We start from the raw sequence: 18,311 nt of genomic DNA, 5'->3' as shown, positions 1-18,311 counted from the left end.
GAGAGCCTAATCCCGGCTACCTCCGCCCCGCCTCGCGCAGACGTCTCCGCTCCGACAGGTGGTCGGCGACGCCAATCGCGCTGAACGGCAGCGCCGGCGCGACGATGAGCACGACGTCGCCGGCGACGCGAACGCTGAGGAAGACATACGCGGCGGTGACCGCGACCGCGAGCGCACGCGCCTTCCAGCTCTCGTCCTGGTCCGATCGAAGCGCGACGATCCCGCCTGCGCCGATGCCGGCGACCAAGCCGGTGACGCCGTCGGCGGCGAGCGCCCAGACCGGGACCCCGACGACCAGTGTGAGGATCATCGCCCCGACGACGGCGCCCGGACCGCGCGGGTGCTCCGACAGGAACGCAAGCGCGAGGAAGACGAACGGGATCAGCGCAAAGCCAAACGCGATGAACGGCCCCGCCGCGGGTGCGTCTGCCTCCTCCGACGCGGCGGAGACCAGACCCACCAGGATCGACCAGTACGCGGGCGCGAGAACGAGCGTGGACAGCAGGATCGCGCGCCACTTGCGCTGCGCCGGAAGGGGCTCGGCTCCGGCGGAGGCCGGCCGCCGTGACCTCGAGGTCATCATCCCTTGACGGCGCCGGCGGTGAGGCCCCGCACGAAGTACTTCTGCAGCGAGAAGAACACGACGAGCGGCAGCGACATCGAGATGAACGCCGCGGCCGTCAGCACCTGCCAATCCTCCCCCCGTCCCCCGAGGAGATTCCGCAGGGCGACCGTGAGCACCTGGTTCTGGCTGGTCCCTCCGAGGAAGACGTACGCGACGAGGAGGTCGTTCCACACCCACAGGAACTGGAAGATGGCGAACGCCGCGAGCGCCGGAACGGAAAGCGGAATGATCAGCCGCCAGAAGATCGTGAAATGGTCGGCGCCGTCGATCTTCGCCGACTCGATGATCGATGACGGAAGCGAACCGATGTAGTTGCGGAGCAGGTACGTGGCGAGCGGCAGCCCGAATCCCGCGTGGGCAAGCCACACGCCAAGGAACGTCCCGTTCAGGTCGAGATCGGGGAAGATCTGCCGGCCGAACAGCACAGCGCCCTCGTTGTACAGCTTGAGGATCGGGATCAGGGCCATCTGCAGCGGGACGACGAGGAGCCCGACCACGATGACGAACATCACATACCGTCCCTTGAAGTCCATCCACGAGAACGCGTACGCGGCGAACGCCGCGATGGTGATGGGAATGACGGTCGCCGGGATGGTCACGGCGAGGCTGTTCATGAAGGCGTTGCCGAAGCCGGCGGCGTCGAGCGCGGTCCGGTAGTTCTCAACGGTCCATTCGGCCAGCCGGAACGGGTGCGCGAACACCGTCCACCACCCGGTGCTGAGCACCTGGTTCTCCGGACGGAACGACGTGATCAGCACGCCAACCGTGGGGACCAACCAGACCACGCAGATCACCGTGACGACGATCCGAACGCCCCAGCCGCCCTTCTTGGGCTCGCCGACGTTTCCGGCTTCTCCGGGCACGTCGCGGAGTGCGACCTCGCCGCGCTGCGGTTCGGTGGCGACGGCCGGTGGGACGGTCGAGCTCATCGTGTCAGCTCCTCCTCGCGGAAGCGCCGGACGTTCCAGATCATCACGGGGACGATCACGATGAACAGGACCACGGCGATCGCCGCTCCACGTCCGAAGTTCCGGCTGCTGAAGAACCAGTCGATCATCCGTTCTGCGATCACGACCGTGCCGTCGGACTCCGCGTTCCCCATGATGAAAACGATGTCGAACACCTTCAATGCGTTGATGACCATGTAAGTCGTAACGACGACGATGGTCGGCAGGATCGACGGCACGATGATCCGCCGGAAGACCTGCATCTCCGAGGCGCCGTCGATGCGTGCCGCCTCGATGATCTCGTCCGGGATCGCCTTGATCGCCGCGGACAGCACGACCATCGCGAACCCGGTCTGGATCCAGATCAAGATCACCATGAGAAACAGGTTGTTCCACGGCTGTAGCGTGAGCCACGCGACGGGGTCCTGACCGAGCCCGATCCAGATCCCGTTCAGCAGGCCGATGTTGCTTCCGAATCCCTGCGGCCGAAAGTCGTAGATCAGCCGCCAGGTGATCGACGCTCCGGCGAACGAGATCGCCATCGGCAGGAAGATCGCGGACTTGGCGATCGCCTCACCCCGCCGGAGCCGGTCGGCCAGTGTTGCGAACGCGAGCCCGATGGTCACGCCGAAGAACGGGACGATCACGATCCACGCCGCCGTGTTGCGAATGGCCGTCAGCATGTCGTGGTCGGTGAACACGAACCGGTAATTGGCGAGCCCGACGAAACTCTCCGACCTCGCGTCCTTGAAGCTGATGAGGATGGTGTTGATGACCGGATACACCAGGAACACCGCGAGGATCACCAGGCAGGGGCCGACGAACACGTACGGACGTACTCCCTCGCGTACGCGCTCGGGCAGGAACTCGATGACCCTGTTCGCCCCCCAGTAGAGGAAGAAGACGCCGCCCACGCCGACGACGAGCGCGACCCCGACGACGATGAAGCGATTGGCGTTCTCGTCGCGCAGGTAGTCGAACGTCACCCACAGGAGGGTGAAGGCGACGATGGGGACGACGATCGCGCTGAGCAGCCGGAGGACGAAGACGCCTGCCCGTCCCGCGGACGCGGGCGGTGCGACCGCTTCAGGGGTCGTGTCGGTCACGTCGGGTCATCCTCTCCCGACCTCGGTCACTCGCGCAAACACGAGGGGCGGCCGCTGTGCGGCCGCCCCTCGTTCCGGCAACTCTCCTCGGTTCTACTCCGCCGGCCAGCTCGATTCGATCTCGTCGAGGATCCCCTGGATCGAGTCCGGACCGTCGCGCATGTAGTCCACCATCCCCGTCCAGAAGCTGCCCGCCCCGACGGCCGACGGCATCAGGTCCGACGCGTCGAACCCGGCCGTCCCCGCGGACAGGCCGTCCGTCAGTACGGTGGACGACTCGGCGAGGATGTCGTTCGCGTAGCAGTCCGCGCCGACGTTGATGTTCGGGGAGATGCGGGACGACGCCGGATCGCCCGAGAGCGCGCACTGGACGTCCTCGGCCATGAACCGCTCGAGGAAGTCCCGGACCTCCGGACGGTTCCCGCCCGTCCCCACGACGGCGAGCTCACCGGCGAACAGTGTCCCCTCCTGGTCGATCGGCGGGAGCGGGAACCAGTCGTAGTCGACACCGGCTTCGGTGCCCTCCGGGAAGAACGCGTTGATGAAACTGGCCTGTCGATGCAACCAGCATCCCGGCGGATCGTCGAACATCGGGAGCGGCGCCTCACCGAACTGGACCGACGGCGTGTTCTCCGCGCCGCCGAGCACGTAGTCCGGGTGGAACATGACGTCGCCGAACATCTGCGCCGCGTTGAGAACGGCAGGGTCGTTGAACGGGATCTCGTGCTTGTACCACTGCTCGTACACGTCGAGCCCCGCGGTGCGCAGCATGATGTCCTCGATCCAGTCCGTGGCCGGCCAGCCGGTCGACCCCTCGCTCTGGAAGCCCACGCACCACGGCGTCCCGCCGTCGGCGACGATCTGATCGGACAGGGCAAGCATCTCGTCCCACGTCGTGGGCTCGGTGTATCCCGCGGCGTCGAAGTCGTCCTTCGGGTACCACACCATGCTCTTCAGGTTGATGTTGGTGGGGACACCGTAGTGCTGGCCGTCGACCTCGCCGAGCGACACGAAGTACTCGCCGAACAGCTCCTCGAGCTGGCCGACGTCCATCCCCAGGTCCTCCAGCGACGTGAGCTGGCCAGCCTGTGCGAGGTCAGCGACGAGTCCCGGCTGCGGCGCCAGGAAGATGTCCAGGGTGCCGGCCTCGGCCCGGATCTGAGCCTGCTGCTCCGCCTCGCCCGAGGCCTCGATCTCGGCCGTGTAGTCGACGTTCGCATTGATCAGCTCGTCGATGATCCCGTTGTAGACCTCGACCTCTCCGGGGTCGCCGGCCGAGAGCACGTTCACCGTGCCGGTGTTCTCGTTACCTCCTCCCCCGCCGCCACCGCCGTCTCCGTCCTCGTCGGCGGCGCAAGCCGCTCCGACCAGGACGAGGACGACAGCTAGCGCCATCAGCCTGAGCAAACGCATACGCCTTCCCCCTCTCTCGCGGGCAAGCTATTTCGCCCACACGTATCTAATACGGTCAACCCGGGGTCGTGGGTCGAGCCATGGCGCCGTCGTCCGAACGCGCAATGAGGTCGGCGAACCAGCGCCCGCTGGCCTTCGGCGTCCGGACCTGGGTGGCGACGTCAACCCGGACCACGCCGAACCGCTTCGCGTACCCCTCCGCCCACTCGAAGTTGTCGAGCAGCGACCAGGCGAAATACCCGGCCAGTGGAACCCCCTGGTCGAGCGCGTCTTTCGCAGCCGTCACGTGCTCACGCAGATACGTCACGCGACGATCGTCCTGGACGAAACCGTCGACTCCCGGCTCGTCCTCAAAAGCCGCTCCGTTCTCGGTGATCAAGATCTTTGCCGGCCCGTACTCGCGATGGATCCTGGTCAGGACGACGGCGAGGCCCTCGGGCTCCACGGGCCACCCCATCGCGGTCACCTCGACGCCCGGCGGCGGGTACGACCATGCGCCGAGCGATCCGGGGAAGTCCCCGCTGGAGCGCCCGGGTCGCGGACGCGCGCTCACGGTGTGCCGGCGGTAGTAGTTCACGCCAAGGTAGTCGAGCGGCCCGGAGATGGCCTCGAGATCGCCGTCCAGCACGAACTCCATGTCGGTCACGCCGCGGAAGTGCTCGATGAGCTCGCGCGGATATCCGCGGCCGAAAAGCGGATCCAGCACCAACGCGTTGAGGTGGAGATCGGCCAGGCGCGCGGCGCGGACGTCTTCCGGCCGATCGGTCTCCGGCAGGCACGGCTCGAGGTTCGGGGCGATGCCGACCTCGCCGGTTGTCAGCGCATCGAGGGCGAGTCCGTGCGCGAGCAGCAGGTGGTGGGTCGCTGCGAGGGCGAGCGCATCGTCGTTCTTGCCGGGCGCGTGCACGCCGGTGCCGTACCCGAGCCACGCCGCGACCCACGGCTCGTTCAACGTGATCCAGTACGGCACCTCGCCTCCGAGTGCGTCGTGGACGAGGCGTGCGTACTCGGCGAAGCGCTCGGCGGTCTCGCGAACCGGCCACCCGCCCGCGTCCTCGAGAGCCTGGGGAAGGTCCCAGTGGTACAGCGTCGCCACAGGGGCGATGCCCCGTCGGTTCAGCGCGTCGACGAGTCGGCGATAGTGATCGAGCCCGGCTCGGTTCGGCGCACCGCGCCCCTCGGGCTGGATCCGCGGCCACGCGATCGAGAACCGGTACGCCCCGATCCCGAGCTCCGCCATGAGGTCGGCGTCCTGTTCGTACCGGTGGTACTGGTCGCAGGCGACGTCCCCGGTCTCGCCGCCTCGGACCTTTCCCGGGGTCCGACAGAACGTGTCCCAGATGGAGACTCCGCGCCCATCCTCGTGAACGGCGCCCTCGACCTGGTACGCCGACGTGGCGACACCCCAGAGAAAGCCGTCGGGGAAGGCGTGGATTGCGGAGTCTCGGCTCAGGCGCCGTCCTCGTAGATCCCGAGTCCGGTGTCGGGATCGAAGAAGTGCATCCGGCCGACGTCGACGGTGAGCTCGATCGGCTCGCCTTGCTGGGCCTTCGTCCGCGGATTGAGCCGAGCGACGAACGTCGACTCGCCCTGCTCGGCCTTGTGCTCCACGTCCTCGAGGGCCTCGGCGCCGACGTCGTGCGCGAGCTCCTTGACGTCCTCCGTGATCGCCGGCGGCGCGTTCACCTTGAAGTGGACAACGACGTCCGAGCCCAATGCCTCGCGGAGGTCGACCGTCGATCGGATCCGGTCATCGGAGGCCTGCGATCCGAGCGACGCATCTTCCATGTCCTCCGGGCGGATCCCGGCGATCACCCGCTTCCCGTCGAACCCCTTCAGCGCCGGCCGCAATGACATCACGTGATCCGGGATGCGCAGCTTGTAGCCGCCGAACTCGATCGCCGCCGATCCGTTCGTTCGCGCGACCGTCGCCTCGACCATGTTCATCGCCGGGGACCCGATGAAACCGGCGACGAACAGGTTCAACGGGTGGTCGTACAGGTACTGCGGCGTGTCGGCCTGCTGCAGCACGCCCTTGCGAATGACCGCGACGCGGTCGCCCATCGTCATCGCCTCGGTCTGGTCGTGCGTCACGTACAGGGTCGTCACGCCGAGCTCGTGCTGGATGCGGGCGATCTCGGAACGCATCTGCACGCGGAGCTTCGCGTCCAGGTTGGACAGCGGCTCGTCCATGAGGAACGCCTTCGGCTCGCGAACGATCGCGCGACCCATCGCCACGCGCTGGCGCTGACCGCCCGACAGCGCCTTCGGCTTGCGTTGAAGGAAGTCCTCCAATCCGAGGATGGTCGCGGCTTCCTTCACTCGCCGGTCGATCTCCTCCTTCGACAGCTTCCGCAGCTTCAGCCCGAACGCCATGTTGTCGTACACGCTCATGTGGGGATACAGCGCGTAGTTCTGGAACACCATCGCGATGTCGCGTTCCTTCGGGGGAACCGCGTTCACGACCCGGTCGCCGATGCTGATCGTTCCGCCGGTGATGCTCTCCAGTCCGGCGACCATCCGCAGCGCGGTGGTCTTGCCGCAGCCCGACGGGCCGACGAGCACGATGAACTCGCCGTCCTTGATGTCCAGACTGAGGTCCGAGATGCCGACGGTTCCATCTGGATAGACCTTCGATACGTCGTCCATCACGATCTCGGCCACGCTTCCCTCCGTCTCCTTGGTTCGTTCAGCTACGGGTATTGAACCGCAGGTGGCGTTCCCAGGTCGAACCGGTGGCTCGGCGCAGGCTACGCTGACGTCGTGGCTCCACGGATCATGCTCGCGCGAGGCGACATCACCGAACAGCAGGTCGACGCGGTGGTGAACGCGGCGAACTCGTCCCTGCTCGGCGGCGGTGGCGTCGACGGCGCGATCCACCGCAAAGGTGGCCCGGCGATCCTCGAGGAGTGCAAAGAGGTCCGGCGGACGCGGTTCCCGGACGGTCTTCCAACGGGGCAGGCGGTCGCGACGACGGCGGGTGAGCTGCCGTCGCAGTGGGTGATCCACACCGTCGGGCCGGTCTACGACCGCGTAGACGAACCAGCTCAGCTTCTCGCAACGTGCCACGCGGAGGCGTTGCGCGTGGCCGACGAGCTCGGCGCCAAGACGGTGGCGTTTCCCGCTATCTCGACAGGCGTGTTCGGGTACCCGGTTCAGGAGGCAGCATCCGTGGCGATTCAATCCGTGCGGGGCGCGCGGACATCCGTCCACGAGGTTCGCTTCGTGCTGTTCGATGGCGAGGCCCTCGACGCGTTCCAACGCGCTCTCGGCGAGTGAGTCGTACGCGGACGCGCTGCTAGCATTGCCTTTTCCCGTTCCCTCGCGTGCGGGGAGACACCACGAGCGATCTCACGACATCGAGCGGCCTGGCCGAGCGCCTCCACGAGGTGCAGATCGTCGACTGCCGTGAGCCCGACGAGTGGGAGGCGGGGCGCATCGAAGGCTCGATCCACGTCCCGCTGAACTCGATCCTGGCCGGCGCCGTCGACCAGCTCGATCCGAACAAGGAAACGGTCGTCGTGTGTCGTTCGGGCAACCGCAGCGAGCTCGGCGCCTTGATGCTGCAGGCGCGTGGGTTCACTGCCCACAACCTGGATGGTGGGCTCGAGGAGTGGGCGGCGGAGGGCCGACCGCTGTCGACGCCTGAGGGTCAGCCCGGCCGGGTCGCCTAACGCAGCGTTCAACCGATCGACGGACCGCGTTAGCCTGAACGCGCGTCATGGCCGACGTCGAGGCAGCACGTCGCGCACTCGAGGGAGCGCTCGGTCAATCCGAGGTCCTCTCCGATCCGCTCGCCCTCCGTCTGTACGCGCGCGACGCGTCGCTCGTCGAGGGTGGATGCGCGCTCGTGGCGTTCCCCCAACGACTATCGGACGTGGTCGCGTGCGTTCGTATCGCCGGCGAGCACGGCCTGCCGATCGTGCCGCGCGGCTCGGGAACCGGCCTCGCCGGGGGGTCGACGCCGATCGGGGACGCGCTCGTGGTGGTCACGTCGAAGATGACCGACCTCATCGAGGTTCGTCCGGCCGATCGTATCGCGTGGGTGGAGCCGGGGTTGGCGAACCTCGACCTGGCGAACGCTCTCCGCCCGTACGGGTTCACCTACGCGCCAGACCCGTCGTCGCAGCAGACATCCTCGATCGGCGGCAACGTCAGCACGAACGCCGGCGGACCGCACTGCCTGGCCTACGGCGTGACGTCGAACCACGTCCTCGCGCTCGACGTCGTCCTGCCCGACGGGACCGTCGAACGGCTCGGCTCCGAGGGCCCCGAGGCGGCCGGCTACGACCTTCGAGCAGTCTTCGTCGGGTCGGAGGGAACGCTCGGCGTCGTCGCCGCCGTGTGCGTCCGGCTGACGCCCCTGCCGCCGGCCATCCGGACCATGCTGCTCGACTTCGATACCGTTGGCGACTGCGCCGCAACGGTTTCGGCGATCATCGCGAGCGGGGTCGTTCCTGCCGCCGTCGAGATGATGGACCATGGGATCGTCGTCGCCGCCGAGCGGTTCGCGCACGCCGGCTACCCGACCGACGCCGCCGCGATCCTCATCGTCGAGGTCGACGGCACGGAGGCCGCGGTCGAGGAGCAGGCGACCGCGGTCGAGTCGGCGGCGAGCGCCAATGGCGTTCGAACGATCCGCGTCGCGGCGGACGAAGCCGAAGCGGCGCTGATCTGGAAGGGGCGGAAGTCGGCGTTCGGCGCGGTTGCTCAGATCGCGCCGCACTACCACCTCCACGACTGCGTCGTACCGCGGTCCAAGCTCGTCGACGTCCTCGCCGGCGTGTACGACATCGCCGACCGTCACGACCTCATCGTGACGAACGTGTTCCACGCGGGCGACGGCAACCTCCATCCGTTGCTCTCGTTCGACCGAACCGTTCCGGGAACGCTCGAGCGCGTTCTCGCCGCGAGCGAGGAGATCGTCCGGCTCTGCGTCGATGCCGGTGGAGCGCTCTCCGGCGAGCACGGCATCGGTCTGGAGAAGCGGGACTTCATGCCCCTCGTGTTCACCGCCGAGGATCTCTCGGCGCAGGCGTGCGTTCGCTCGGCGTTCGATCCCGACGCCCGGATGAACCCACTGAAGGTCCTTCCCGATGGCGCTCGATGCGGTGACTTCGCCATGGCGCGCGGGGACGACGCGGCGCGCGCGGCCGCCGAGCTTCCCGAAGGCGCCTGGCTGTGACCCCCGTTCCGCGGATCCACCCGCAAACGAAGCGAGACCTCGTTGAGGAGGTTCGTCGGGCAAACGCCGACGGACGACGTGTGCTCGTCGTCGGCGGCGGGCAGCATCTCGACAAGGGAAACCCTTCCGACGTCGACGGCGAGCTGTGGACGACGCAGCTCGATGCGCTCATCGCGTACGAGCCGGCCGAGATGATCGCCGTCGTCGAGGCCGGCATGAGGGTCGGCACGCTTCGGAGTCTCCTGGCGGGCGGCGGACAGGAGTGGCCCGCCGACGCGCCGGATGCCGCGACCGTCGGCGGAGTCGTCGCGAGCTCGGCCTCGAGCCCGCGACGGCTCAAGCTCGGGCCCCTCCGCGATACGGTGCTCGAGGCCGAGGTGGTGACGGGCGACGGCCGGTTCGTTCGCAGCGGCGCGCGAACCGTGAAGAACGTCACCGGCTACGACGTGCACAAGCTCCTCTCCGGCTCGCTCGGCACGCTCGGAGTCATCGCGCAGGTTGCGCTCAAGGTCCGTCCGCTCCCACAACGCCGGCGGACGCTTCGATTCGGTGGCGATCTGACGATGGCAACCGCGCTCCTCGACGCGGTGCCGGCGGCGGCCGGCATCATCGCGACGCCGGACGGTGTGGAGCTTCGACTGGAGGGCTGGACCGCTGAGGTGGACGAGCAGTCGCTCGCCGCGCGTGATGTCGCAGAACCGGTGGATGAGGCAGACGATGCTCCGTTCCCCCTGTCGAGCCCGTGGGACGAGGCTCCGGTCGTCGCGGAAGTCGCGGTCACGCCGTCGCGGCTCGGCGACGTCGTCGACGGCGACCGCTGGAGCGCACTCGTCGGCGTGGGGATCGCCTGGGTGGGTCTCGATCACGCCGACGCTCCGCTCGACACGCTTCGCCGGCGGGTGCACGAGGCCGGCGGGATCGGCCCGGTGATCCGTGGGCCCGGCGGCCTAGGGGAGGATCCGATACCCGCGCCGGAGGTCCAGCGACGACTGAAGGCGGCGTTTGATCCGAACGGCGTGCTGGCGCCCGGCCGGGGTTGGGGCGGGGTCTGAGCGCGACAACGATCAACGGCGTCGCGGCGGGTCGTCAGAACACCGGCTGAGCGGCGTTCGTCCGGGTCTCCCATCTTCACGGCGATAGCATCGCCGTGAAGATGGACATGGCGAACGAACGAACCGCGCTCGGCGCGGAGATGCCGGAGGGCGCGCGGTTCATCGGTCCGCTCCCGGGCGCCGAGCCGCGCTGGCCGGTCGTGGCCGACGCGCCGACGACGGCCGACCTCTCCTCGTGCGTCGCGTGTGGGCTGTGCCTTCCGCACTGCCCGACGTACCGGCTGACCGGCGAGGAGTCGGCCTCGCCACGAGGCCGGATCGCCGCGATGCGCGCGGTGAACGAGGGCGTGGCGAACGTCGACGACACGTTCGCCGGATTCATGGATCTCTGCCTTGCGTGTCGAGCGTGCGAGGACGTGTGCCCATCGCACGTCCCGTTCGGGCGGATGATGGAGCACGCGCGCACGCAGATCGAACCGCTCCGTTCCCGACGCGCGCGGTTCGTCCGATGGCTCGGGCTCGACGTGACGTTGCCACGCAAGAAGTTGCTGTGGCTCGCTGCCGCACTCCAACCGATCGGCGTGGCGTTCATGCCGAAACGCGTTCGCGCGATGGTCCCGAAGCGAACCGAGCTGCTCCGGCGGCTCCCCGAAGCGACGCGGCCACGCGGCGAGGCGAAGGGCACGGTCGCGCTGCTGTCGGGCTGCGTTCAAGATCGTTGGTACCGGCAGGTGAACCGCTCGACGATCCGCGTCCTCGCGCGGAACGGATGGCATGTCGTGGTGCCGCGCGCGCAGCACTGCTGCGGAGCCCTTTCGGCGCACCACGGCAGACTGGACACCGCTCGACGGCTCGCCGATCACAACGTGCGGGCCTTCGCCGACGCCGATTTCGTCGCGGCGAATGCGGCGGGCTGCGGAGCGCACCTGACCGACGTCGGCGAGCTCCTCGGGACCGACGGCGCGCACGCGTTGTCTGCGAAGGCACGCGACGTGATGGAGCTGCTGGCCGACGAGGGCTTCGAACGTCCGACGGCGGGCGCGGGCGTCGACCGCGTGGCCTATCACGACGCGTGCCACGCCCTCCGCGTCCAGAAGATCCGCGAACAGCCGCGGTCGGTGCTGCGAACGATCCCCGGACTCGAGGTCGTCGACGTGCCGAACGGGGACGTCTGTTGCGGCGCGGCCGGTCTCTACAGCGTCGTCGAGCCCGAGATGTCGTCGGAGCTCCGCAGGCGGAAGGCCGAGGCCGTCGTGTCGACCGGCGCCGCCGTCGTCGCCAGCGCGAACCCGGGGTGCACGATGCAGATCGCGGCCGGCGTGCGGGAGCTCGGCGCGGACGTCCGCGTCGTTCATCCCATCGAGCTGCTGGACCGCGCCTATCAGGAGTCCGAGAGGAACGGTCCTCGCTCGAGCTGAACCGACGTCTACCCGCCGACCGCCTTTCGCAGTGCCGCAGCGTCGTCCGAGACCAGCACGATTCGTGAACGAGTCGCGGCGTAACACGCCGTGAGGTTGACACCCGCGTCCGACGCCTTGCCGGCGATCATGGCGAGCGAGCCGGGACGATCCTCACCCGCGACGTCCAGTACCAGCGCTTCGCGCTCGCCGTCGATCGAGTAACCGGCCCCCTCGAGCGCGGACCGCGCCTTGCCGGCGTCCTCCACGAGCAGATGGATGTGACCGGCGCCGCCGCCACCAAGTCCCGCCAGTCCCTCGATGTTCACGCCAGCGTCGCCCAGCGCCTTCGCGACTCCCGCGAGCCCGCCCGGCTCGTCCTTGACCGACACCGACAGATCCGTGGCCATGCGAACCTCCTTTCGACCGAACAGGCGGGTCCTATCCCGGGCCGACGCGGCCCGTCAAATCGCTACGATCCCGCGCGATGCGCGTCGCCGACCGGTGGTTCGACCACGAGACGGTCGACGAAGGCGTGATCCGCATCGTCGAGCCTCACGTCGACCCGTTCCTGCGCGGGAACATGTACCTCGTTCGCGGGCGCGAACGGGACCTTCTCGTCGACACCGGTCTCGGGATCGCCTCGCTCCGCGAGCAGCTCGACACGCTGTTCGAGCGGCCGGTCGTCGCCGTCGCCACTCATCGCCACTTCGATCACACCGGTGGCCTGCACGAGTTCGACGAGGTCGCCGTCCACCGCAACGACGCCGCGTCGGTCGCGAATGCCGGCGGGTTCGCCAGCCTTCGAATCGAGGACTACCCGCCCGATGAGCTCGGAGGCTACGACGTAGGTCAGTCGCTGCTCACGGCGCTTCCGCACGAGGGGTTCGACGTCGGCGACTACCGGGTCCACCCCCCGGCGCCGACGCGCGTCCTCGACGAGGGTGACGTGTTCGACCTCGGCGACCGACGGTTCACGGTCCTCCACCTCCCCGGACATACGCCGGGCGAGATCGGGTTGTGGGAGGAGCAAACCGGCACGCTGTTCTCGGGCGACTGCGTGTACGAGAGCGGCGTACTCCTCGACGAGTTGCCGGAGTCGAACATCGACGACTACGTGCGGAGCATGCGGCGGCTGCTCGATCTCCCTGTTCGGATCGTCCACGGTGGACACGACGACTCGTTCGGACGCGAGCGCCTCCACGAGCTCATCGATGAGTACGTCGCGAAGCGGGCTCTCTAGAGGTGCGAGCGCAGTCCCCACAGCTCCGGGAAGAAGCGCTTGTGCAGCGTCGAGCGAAGGTACTCGACCCCCGCCGAACCCCCCGTTCCTTCCTTCGCTCCGATCTCGCGTTCGACCATGAGCACGTGGCGGTAGCGCCATTCCGCGAACGCCTCGTCGTGATCGAGCAGTCCCTCGGCGACCGCGAACAGCGGAGCCCGCTTCGGCTCGCGAGCTATCTGCAGAAGGCTGTCGCGCCGCGCATCCTCGTCGTCCTCGGGCATCGGTAGGCCGTTCGACTCGACGAGCGCGACGAACCCATCCCAGACGGTCGGCTCGTCCATGCGACGCTTGAGTCGTTCGACCTCTTCGGGCGTCGCCGCGAGCTCGCGAAGGTAGCGCCGATCCTTCAGGCCGGATATGAACTCGACCTCTCGAAACTGCGCCGACTGGAACCCCGACGCCGGTGAGAGCAGCGAGCGAAACTCCAGGAAGTCCTGCGGCGTCATCGTCTCGAGCACCTCGATGTGCACGATCAGCACGCGTTCGATCGCGTGCACGCGCGTGAGGTAGTGGCGCGCTCGTTCGGCATCGCCGTCGATCAACCGGTCGCGGATCGACTCGAGCTCGAAGATCAGTTGCTTGAACCAGAGCTCGTACGCCTGGTGGACGGTGATGAACAGGAGCTCGTCGTGCACGGGCGGATCGGATCGAAGGCGTTGGAGCGCGAGGAGCTCCGGGACGGCGAGGTACCCGCCATAGGTGAGGAGCCCTTCGTCGGCGGACTCGGTGAGCCGCCCCATGCGCCGAACCGATGCGGGGCGTTCCTCCGACTGATCCATCTCGGTCATCGTAGTCACGCCGCAGCGCCCGAAGGCGTCAGTCGGCGAGCGCGTGGGAGAGCTCCTCGAGGCTCTCGAGGTTGTGACCCGGGAGGAACACGTCGATCGAGGGCAGCGCCGCGGCCATCCCTCGCGCGAGCGGTTCGTACCTCGGGCTCCCCTTGAGCGGGTTCACCCACACGACCCGGTGCGCGAGCCTTCGAAGACGCGCCATCTGGTCGCGGAGCAGTTCGGGCTCGCCGCGCTCGAGCCCGTCCGAGCAGATCACCGCGACCGAGCCGCGAAGCGCCGCGCGTTGCCCCCATTCGTCGAGCAGGGTTTTCAGCGACGCGCCGATCCGCGTTCCGCCCTCCCAGTCCGCGACCTGGCGTCCGATCTCGTCCATCGCGCGATCCGGGTCTTTCGTCTTGAGTGTTCGCGTCACCCGAGTGAGTCGGGTTCCAAAGCAGAACACCTCGACGCGTCGTCCCGCCGCCATCGCCGCGAAGGCGAACTGCAGCAGCGCGCGCGCGTACGGCGACATCGAACCGCTGACGTCGAGGATGAGCACGAGCGGTCTCGTCCTGACGCCGCGATCGCGCCAGGCGCGATGGAACGGCTCACCGTGGGTCCGAAGCGAACGACGCAACGTTCGCCGCACGTCGAACCGCGCTCCGCCCGGCGCCGGTCGGAAGCGTCGCGTCCGTCGCCTGGGGACGGCAACGGCGAGCCGACGGATCACGCGGGCCACTCGCAAACGTTCCTCTTCGGTTAGGTCGGCGAACGACTTCTCGCGAAGGAGTTCGACCGCGCTTGCGACGATTCGGATCGCGTCCTCGCCCACGGGCTCGTCGCTCTCGTCGAGCGCGTGCCACTCCTTGGCGACCACGGGGTCTTCATCGACCGTCAGGCCTTGAAGCTCGTCGAGGTCGCGCTCGATCCCCGCTCCGGGCAGGTGCGCGCCGAGGTCGAGCTCGATCCGGATGCCCTCGCGGAACCACTCATCGAAGGCGGCGTCGAACGCCTGCGCATCCTCGGGCCTCGAGATCAACGAGGAGCGTCCGGCCCAATACAGGCCGGTTCGGTCGAGGGCTCCGAGCGCGGCTGCGCTCCGGCAGAACGTGACGATCCGGCCCGTTCCGACGTTGAGGCCCCGGCGGCGAAGCTCCCGTCCGAACCCGATGAGTCGCTCGAGCGCGTCGGCCTCGACGCCCATCGGCTATTCGTCCGAGCCGACGACCTCGGCCAGGCGCGGCGTCGCGAGCTCCTGGTCGTCGTGGTCCTTCAGCACCGCTCCGAGCGTTGCCATCGCGGTTTCCTCGTCCAACCGGTCGATGCCGAGGAACGTCACCGCGTTCGCCCAATCGATCGTCTCGGCCACGCCGGGCCGTTTCGTGATGTCGAACCCGCGGATCCGCATCACGGCGGTCGCGATGTCGCGCGCGAGCGCCTCGGGAACCTCGGGCGCACGGGTGCGGATGATCTCGATCTCTCGATCGAGCGCGGGATGGTCGATCCAGTGGTACAGGCAGCGCCGCTTCAGCGCGTCGTGGAGCTCGCGGGTGCGGTTCGACGTGATGACGACGACCGGTGGCTCCTCGGCTGCAATGCGTCCGATCTCGGGGATCGTCACCGCGAACTCCGAGAGGATCTCGAGCAGGAACGCTTCGAACTCGTCGTCGGCCCGATCGAGCTCGTCGACGAGGAGCACCGCGTTCGAGCCCGCGCGGATCGCGGACAGCAGTGGACGTTCGACCAGGAACTCCGGTCCGAACAGGTCTTGCACGTTCGTCTCTGCCGTCACGTCCTGCATCGCGCGCACTGCGATGAGCTGTTTCGAGTAGTTCCACTCGTACAGCGCCTGGGAGGCGTCGATGCCCTCGTAGCACTGGAGCCGGATCAGCTCACGATCGAGCAGCGATGCGAGCGCCTTGGCCACCTCGGTCTTGCCCACGCCCGCCTCGCCCTCGAGCAGGAGCGGCTTGTCGAGAGAGACGGCGAGGTAGATCGCCGTCGCGAGTCCACGGTCTGCGAGGTAGCGCTCGGCGGCGAGCCGCTGTTGAAGTTCCTCAATGGATGCGAACGTGGCGTTCGGCACGGCGTCAGCGTAGCGGCCGCCGTGCTGACGCGCCGTCACTCGCCGTCAGGCGCCGTCCCTCCGGATCGCCCGCTGCTGCCCCGTTACCTCGCCGTCGGTCGCGTTGTGACCCGCCGTCAGTCGTGTTGTCACCTGCGTTCGAACGTGGCATCCCTGAGCCGCGTTCGCCCATCACCCGCAGGGGGCGTGATTCTGTGGACCTACCTATTTCGTCGGAGGTGTGACCGACCTCACTGCGGCGCGAACGAGCGTTGCCTATCGTCGTACGTGCGATGAGCACGCTTCGATCCGCGCTCGATGAACTCCGGTCCACGGACGTGTTCGCACTGAGTGAGGAGCAACTCGCATCGGACCTCGACGAGCTCGAACACGCCACCCGCGTGTTCGAAGTCGAGCGTGGCCGTCGGGTCGCCGAACTGGAGCGGCGGGGCACTCATGCGCGCGACGGCCATCTCTCGTTGGCATCGTGGCTCGCCTCCAGACATCGCGTCGCGCCGTTGACCGCAGCCGGTCACGTTCGGATGGCTCGGGCATTGGAGGCGATGCCGGTCGCCGCCGACGCGCTCGCCTCTGGCGAGCTCTCATCGTCGGCGATCACGCTCCTCGCGTCGGCCCGCGAGGAAGCGCCCGAGCAGTTCGCCCGGGCCGAGGAGTCACTGGTCGCTGCCGCCCGAACGCTCTCCGTCGAGGAGCTGAAAGACGTCGTGGCGCGGTGGCGCCACGACCACGCCGACGAGGCCGAGGACGATCGCCAGGAGCTGTATCTCTCACCGACGCTCGTTGGCCGGGGCAAGGTGTTTGGCGATCTGAACGCCGAGACCACCCAGGTAATGATCACCGCGCTCCGGGCGGTGCAGGACACGGAGGTTCGCTCGAACGACCGGACCGATGCCCGCTCCCCCGCCCGTCGTCGGGCCGACGCCCTGGGGGAGATCTGCCGCCAGTGGCTCGACTCCTCGGACCGGCCGACCGTGGCCGGGGAGCGTCCCCACGTCATCGTCACCATCGACGTGGGGAGCCTCGGTCGAAGGGAGAACGGGCCGGGCACCGCTCGCTCCGCCGGAGCGCGACTTGGCGGTCGGCTCGCAGACGTCGGCGCCATCTCCGCGGCGGACGCGCTGATGTGGGCGTGTGATGCCCAGGTGAGCCGGGTGATCACCGACGCGACATTGAGACCGCTCGACGTGGGACGGACCACCCGGATCACCCCGCCGTGGATCCGAAAGGCGCTGATGGTGAGAGACGGCGGGTGTGCCTTCCCCGACTGCGGCAGACCGCCTTCGTGGTGCGACCCGCACCACGTTGTCCACTGGACCAACGGTGGTCCGACCGCGCTGTCGAACCTCGTGCTGCTGTGTCGGCGACACCACCGGCTGATCCACCACAAGCGGTTCTCGGTGCAGATCGTGGACGGACTGCCGCGGTTCTCCCGATCGGACGGCACGGTGCTCGAGACCGCGGATCGGGCGCCGCCCTGACGAGCGCTACCCGACGGCGGGCGCGGTGGCGCTCTTGATCGTGTCAAACGGGTCTAGTACACGGCCTCAGCGCGCGGGCTCGCCGGGGCGCTCGGCGATCGTGGGCGGGATCGGGGTGCGGAACCCATCGGAGTCGAGGCGACGCGTGATGCGTTCGCGAAGGGCGCGTTCGACATCCCAACGTTTCGACGGGCGCGTGTCGGCGACGACGCGCACGACCTTCGCGTAGTCCGAGAGCGTCTCCATGCCAAGAACGCTCGGTCCCTCGTAGATCCAATCGCCGAGGAGCTCGTCCTGCTTGATCTCGTGGAAGACGTCCTCGAGGGTGCCACGCAGGCGATCGACGTCCTCGCCGTACGCGACGCGTACGTCCACGATCGCGCGCGCCCACCCTCGGGACTTGTTGCTGACGAGCTGGATGTTGCCGTTCGGGATGATGTGCAGCGTTCCGTCGAAGTCGCGCAGCATGGTGACACGGAGCGTGAGCGCTTCGACCTTCCCCGAGACCGGGTTCGCGGTGGTGCGCACTTCGACGACGTCGGCCACACCGAACTGGTTCTCGAGCAGGATGAAGAATCCCGACAGCGTGTCGCGAACGATCGACTGCGCCCCGAAGCCCAGCGCGACGCCCACGATCCCCGCGCTCGCGAAGAAAGGTCCGAGCGGAACGTGGAACTTGTCGAGCACGAGAAGAACGGCGAGGACCCAGATCAGCACGAGCCCTGCGGCAGACAGCGCGCCTGTGAGCGTCGCGATACGTTGGAGGTTGATCTCCTGCGTGAGGCTCGGGCTGCCCTCCAGCCTGCGACGGAACCGGCGAACGACCAGCTGCAGGGCGATCGTCACGAGGATGGCGACCCCCACGATGACGAGGAGGGGGAGGCCGTATTCCTCGAACCAGCTCAGCTCGTCCGGAAGGATTTGGCCCAACACAGCTTTCATCTAGGCAGACGAGCGAGCGAGCGTC

At 68.2% G+C, this 18,311-nt stretch carries 18 protein-coding genes; 7 read left to right on the top strand and 11 right to left on the bottom strand.

The annotated features are described in order from the left end of the window. Positions 1-16: 16 nt before the first annotated feature. The 6 genes from VFA08_06625 to ugpC form a co-directional block, all read right to left on the bottom strand. Positions 17-580, bottom strand: a complete 564-nt coding sequence (locus VFA08_06625) for a hypothetical protein (GenBank protein ID HYZ13268.1) — start codon at positions 578-580, stop codon at positions 17-19. Then, positions 580-1,554, bottom strand: coding sequence for a carbohydrate ABC transporter permease (locus VFA08_06620; protein HYZ13267.1), 975 nt, complete (start codon positions 1,552-1,554; stop codon positions 580-582). Before VFA08_06620 ends, VFA08_06625 begins: the two co-directional genes overlap by 1 nt. After that, the gene (locus VFA08_06615; protein HYZ13266.1) at positions 1,551-2,678 is read right to left on the bottom strand and encodes a sugar ABC transporter permease; all 1,128 of its coding nucleotides are present in this window, start codon (positions 2,676-2,678) and stop codon (positions 1,551-1,553) included. The genes VFA08_06620 and VFA08_06615 overlap by 4 nt, the downstream gene beginning before the upstream one ends. Positions 2,679-2,771: 93 nt before the next feature. Continuing rightward, a complete protein-coding gene (locus VFA08_06610) occupies positions 2,772-4,091 on the bottom strand; it encodes an ABC transporter substrate-binding protein (GenBank protein HYZ13265.1) in 1,320 nt (439 codons plus the stop codon). Positions 4,092-4,146: 55 nt separating this feature from the next. Further along, positions 4,147-5,526: a GH1 family beta-glucosidase gene (locus VFA08_06605; protein HYZ13264.1), complete on the bottom strand. Its 1,380-nt coding sequence runs from the start codon at positions 5,524-5,526 to the stop codon at positions 4,147-4,149. Positions 5,527-5,540: 14 nt separating this feature from the next. After that, positions 5,541-6,755 (bottom strand): sn-glycerol-3-phosphate ABC transporter ATP-binding protein UgpC, encoded by a 1,215-nt coding sequence (gene ugpC, locus VFA08_06600; GenBank protein ID HYZ13263.1) that lies wholly within the window; start codon positions 6,753-6,755, stop codon positions 5,541-5,543. Between the two features lie 114 nt (positions 6,756-6,869). On the opposite strand from ugpC, the gene VFA08_06595 reads away from it, so the two are divergent. The 5 genes from VFA08_06595 to VFA08_06575 all read left to right on the top strand — a co-directional run bounded on the left by VFA08_06595 (position 6,870) and on the right by VFA08_06575 (position 11,746). Then, positions 6,870-7,370, top strand: a complete 501-nt coding sequence (locus tag VFA08_06595; protein ID HYZ13262.1) for an O-acetyl-ADP-ribose deacetylase — start codon at positions 6,870-6,872, stop codon at positions 7,368-7,370. A 47-nt stretch (positions 7,371-7,417) separates the two neighbouring features. Next, positions 7,418-7,765 (top strand): rhodanese-like domain-containing protein, encoded by a 348-nt coding sequence (locus tag VFA08_06590; protein HYZ13261.1) that lies wholly within the window; start codon positions 7,418-7,420, stop codon positions 7,763-7,765. A 47-nt stretch (positions 7,766-7,812) separates the two neighbouring features. Continuing rightward, entirely contained in the window at positions 7,813-9,276 is a 1,464-nt protein-coding gene (locus VFA08_06585) for an FAD-linked oxidase C-terminal domain-containing protein (GenBank protein HYZ13260.1), read from the top strand. Further along, on the top strand, positions 9,273-10,328 hold the full coding sequence (locus VFA08_06580; GenBank protein ID HYZ13259.1) for an FAD-binding protein: 1,056 nt from the start codon (positions 9,273-9,275) through the stop codon (positions 10,326-10,328). The genes VFA08_06585 and VFA08_06580 overlap by 4 nt, the downstream gene beginning before the upstream one ends. Positions 10,329-10,429: 101 nt before the next feature. Next, on the top strand, positions 10,430-11,746 hold the full coding sequence (locus VFA08_06575) for a (Fe-S)-binding protein (protein ID HYZ13258.1): 1,317 nt from the start codon (positions 10,430-10,432) through the stop codon (positions 11,744-11,746). Between the two features lie 8 nt (positions 11,747-11,754). Here VFA08_06575 and VFA08_06570 read toward each other — a convergent pair whose 3' ends face one another. Continuing rightward, on the bottom strand, positions 11,755-12,135 hold the full coding sequence (locus tag VFA08_06570; GenBank protein HYZ13257.1) for an ACT domain-containing protein: 381 nt from the start codon (positions 12,133-12,135) through the stop codon (positions 11,755-11,757). A 77-nt stretch (positions 12,136-12,212) separates the two neighbouring features. On the opposite strand from VFA08_06570, the gene VFA08_06565 reads away from it, so the two are divergent. Further along, positions 12,213-12,968: an MBL fold metallo-hydrolase gene (locus VFA08_06565; GenBank protein HYZ13256.1), complete on the top strand. Its 756-nt coding sequence runs from the start codon at positions 12,213-12,215 to the stop codon at positions 12,966-12,968. Here the strand turns inward: VFA08_06565 and VFA08_06560 are convergent. Genes VFA08_06560 through VFA08_06550 form a run of 3 tightly spaced genes read right to left on the bottom strand, consistent with a single transcriptional unit; the run spans position 12,965 to position 15,866 of the window. After that, on the bottom strand, positions 12,965-13,789 hold the full coding sequence (locus VFA08_06560) for a tryptophan 2,3-dioxygenase family protein (GenBank protein ID HYZ13255.1): 825 nt from the start codon (positions 13,787-13,789) through the stop codon (positions 12,965-12,967). The genes VFA08_06565 and VFA08_06560 overlap by 4 nt on opposite strands. A 37-nt stretch (positions 13,790-13,826) precedes the next feature. Then, a complete protein-coding gene (locus tag VFA08_06555; protein HYZ13254.1) occupies positions 13,827-14,984 on the bottom strand; it encodes a VWA domain-containing protein in 1,158 nt (385 codons plus the stop codon). Between the two features lie 3 nt (positions 14,985-14,987). Further along, on the bottom strand, positions 14,988-15,866 hold the full coding sequence (locus tag VFA08_06550) for a MoxR family ATPase (protein ID HYZ13253.1): 879 nt from the start codon (positions 15,864-15,866) through the stop codon (positions 14,988-14,990). 272 nt (positions 15,867-16,138) lie between these two features. On the opposite strand from VFA08_06550, the gene VFA08_06545 reads away from it, so the two are divergent. Beyond that, entirely contained in the window at positions 16,139-17,344 is a 1,206-nt protein-coding gene (locus tag VFA08_06545) for a DUF222 domain-containing protein (protein ID HYZ13252.1), read from the top strand. Positions 17,345-17,410: 66 nt separating this feature from the next. On the opposite strand, the gene VFA08_06540 is transcribed toward VFA08_06545, so the two are convergent. Then, entirely contained in the window at positions 17,411-18,286 is an 876-nt protein-coding gene (locus tag VFA08_06540; GenBank protein ID HYZ13251.1) for a mechanosensitive ion channel family protein, read from the bottom strand. Between the last annotated feature and the right edge of the window lie 25 nt (positions 18,287-18,311).

It is taken from the genome of Actinomycetota bacterium, assembly GCA_035640355.1.
Lineage (GTDB): Bacteria > Actinomycetota > UBA4738 > UBA4738 > HRBIN12 > CALGFI01.
This window is presented reverse-complemented; position numbering and strand designations above follow the sequence as displayed.

What these genes read in the sequence shown, in the direction of transcription:
- VFA08_06565 (HYZ13256.1), top strand. Translation starts at nt 12,213, where the DNA reads ATGCGCGTCGCCGACCGGTGGTTCGACCACGAGACGGTCGACGAAGGC.
- VFA08_06595 (HYZ13262.1), top strand. Translation starts at nt 6,870, where the DNA reads ATGCTCGCGCGAGGCGACATCACCGAACAGCAGGTCGACGCGGTGGTG.
- VFA08_06575 (HYZ13258.1), top strand. Translation starts at nt 10,430, where the DNA reads ATGGACATGGCGAACGAACGAACCGCGCTCGGCGCGGAGATGCCGGAG.
- VFA08_06560 (HYZ13255.1), bottom strand. Translation starts at nt 13,789, where the DNA reads ATGGATCAGTCGGAGGAACGCCCCGCATCGGTTCGGCGCATGGGGCGG.
- VFA08_06585 (HYZ13260.1), top strand. Translation starts at nt 7,813, where the DNA reads ATGGCCGACGTCGAGGCAGCACGTCGCGCACTCGAGGGAGCGCTCGGT.
- VFA08_06570 (HYZ13257.1), bottom strand. Translation starts at nt 12,135, where the DNA reads ATGGCCACGGATCTGTCGGTGTCGGTCAAGGACGAGCCGGGCGGGCTC.
- VFA08_06545 (HYZ13252.1), top strand. Translation starts at nt 16,139, where the DNA reads ATGAGCACGCTTCGATCCGCGCTCGATGAACTCCGGTCCACGGACGTG.
- VFA08_06620 (HYZ13267.1), bottom strand. Translation starts at nt 1,554, where the DNA reads ATGAGCTCGACCGTCCCACCGGCCGTCGCCACCGAACCGCAGCGCGGC.
- VFA08_06625 (HYZ13268.1), bottom strand. Translation starts at nt 580, where the DNA reads ATGACCTCGAGGTCACGGCGGCCGGCCTCCGCCGGAGCCGAGCCCCTT.
- VFA08_06610 (HYZ13265.1), bottom strand. Translation starts at nt 4,091, where the DNA reads ATGCGTTTGCTCAGGCTGATGGCGCTAGCTGTCGTCCTCGTCCTGGTC.
- VFA08_06540 (HYZ13251.1), bottom strand. Translation starts at nt 18,286, where the DNA reads ATGAAAGCTGTGTTGGGCCAAATCCTTCCGGACGAGCTGAGCTGGTTC.
- VFA08_06555 (HYZ13254.1), bottom strand. Translation starts at nt 14,984, where the DNA reads ATGGGCGTCGAGGCCGACGCGCTCGAGCGACTCATCGGGTTCGGACGG.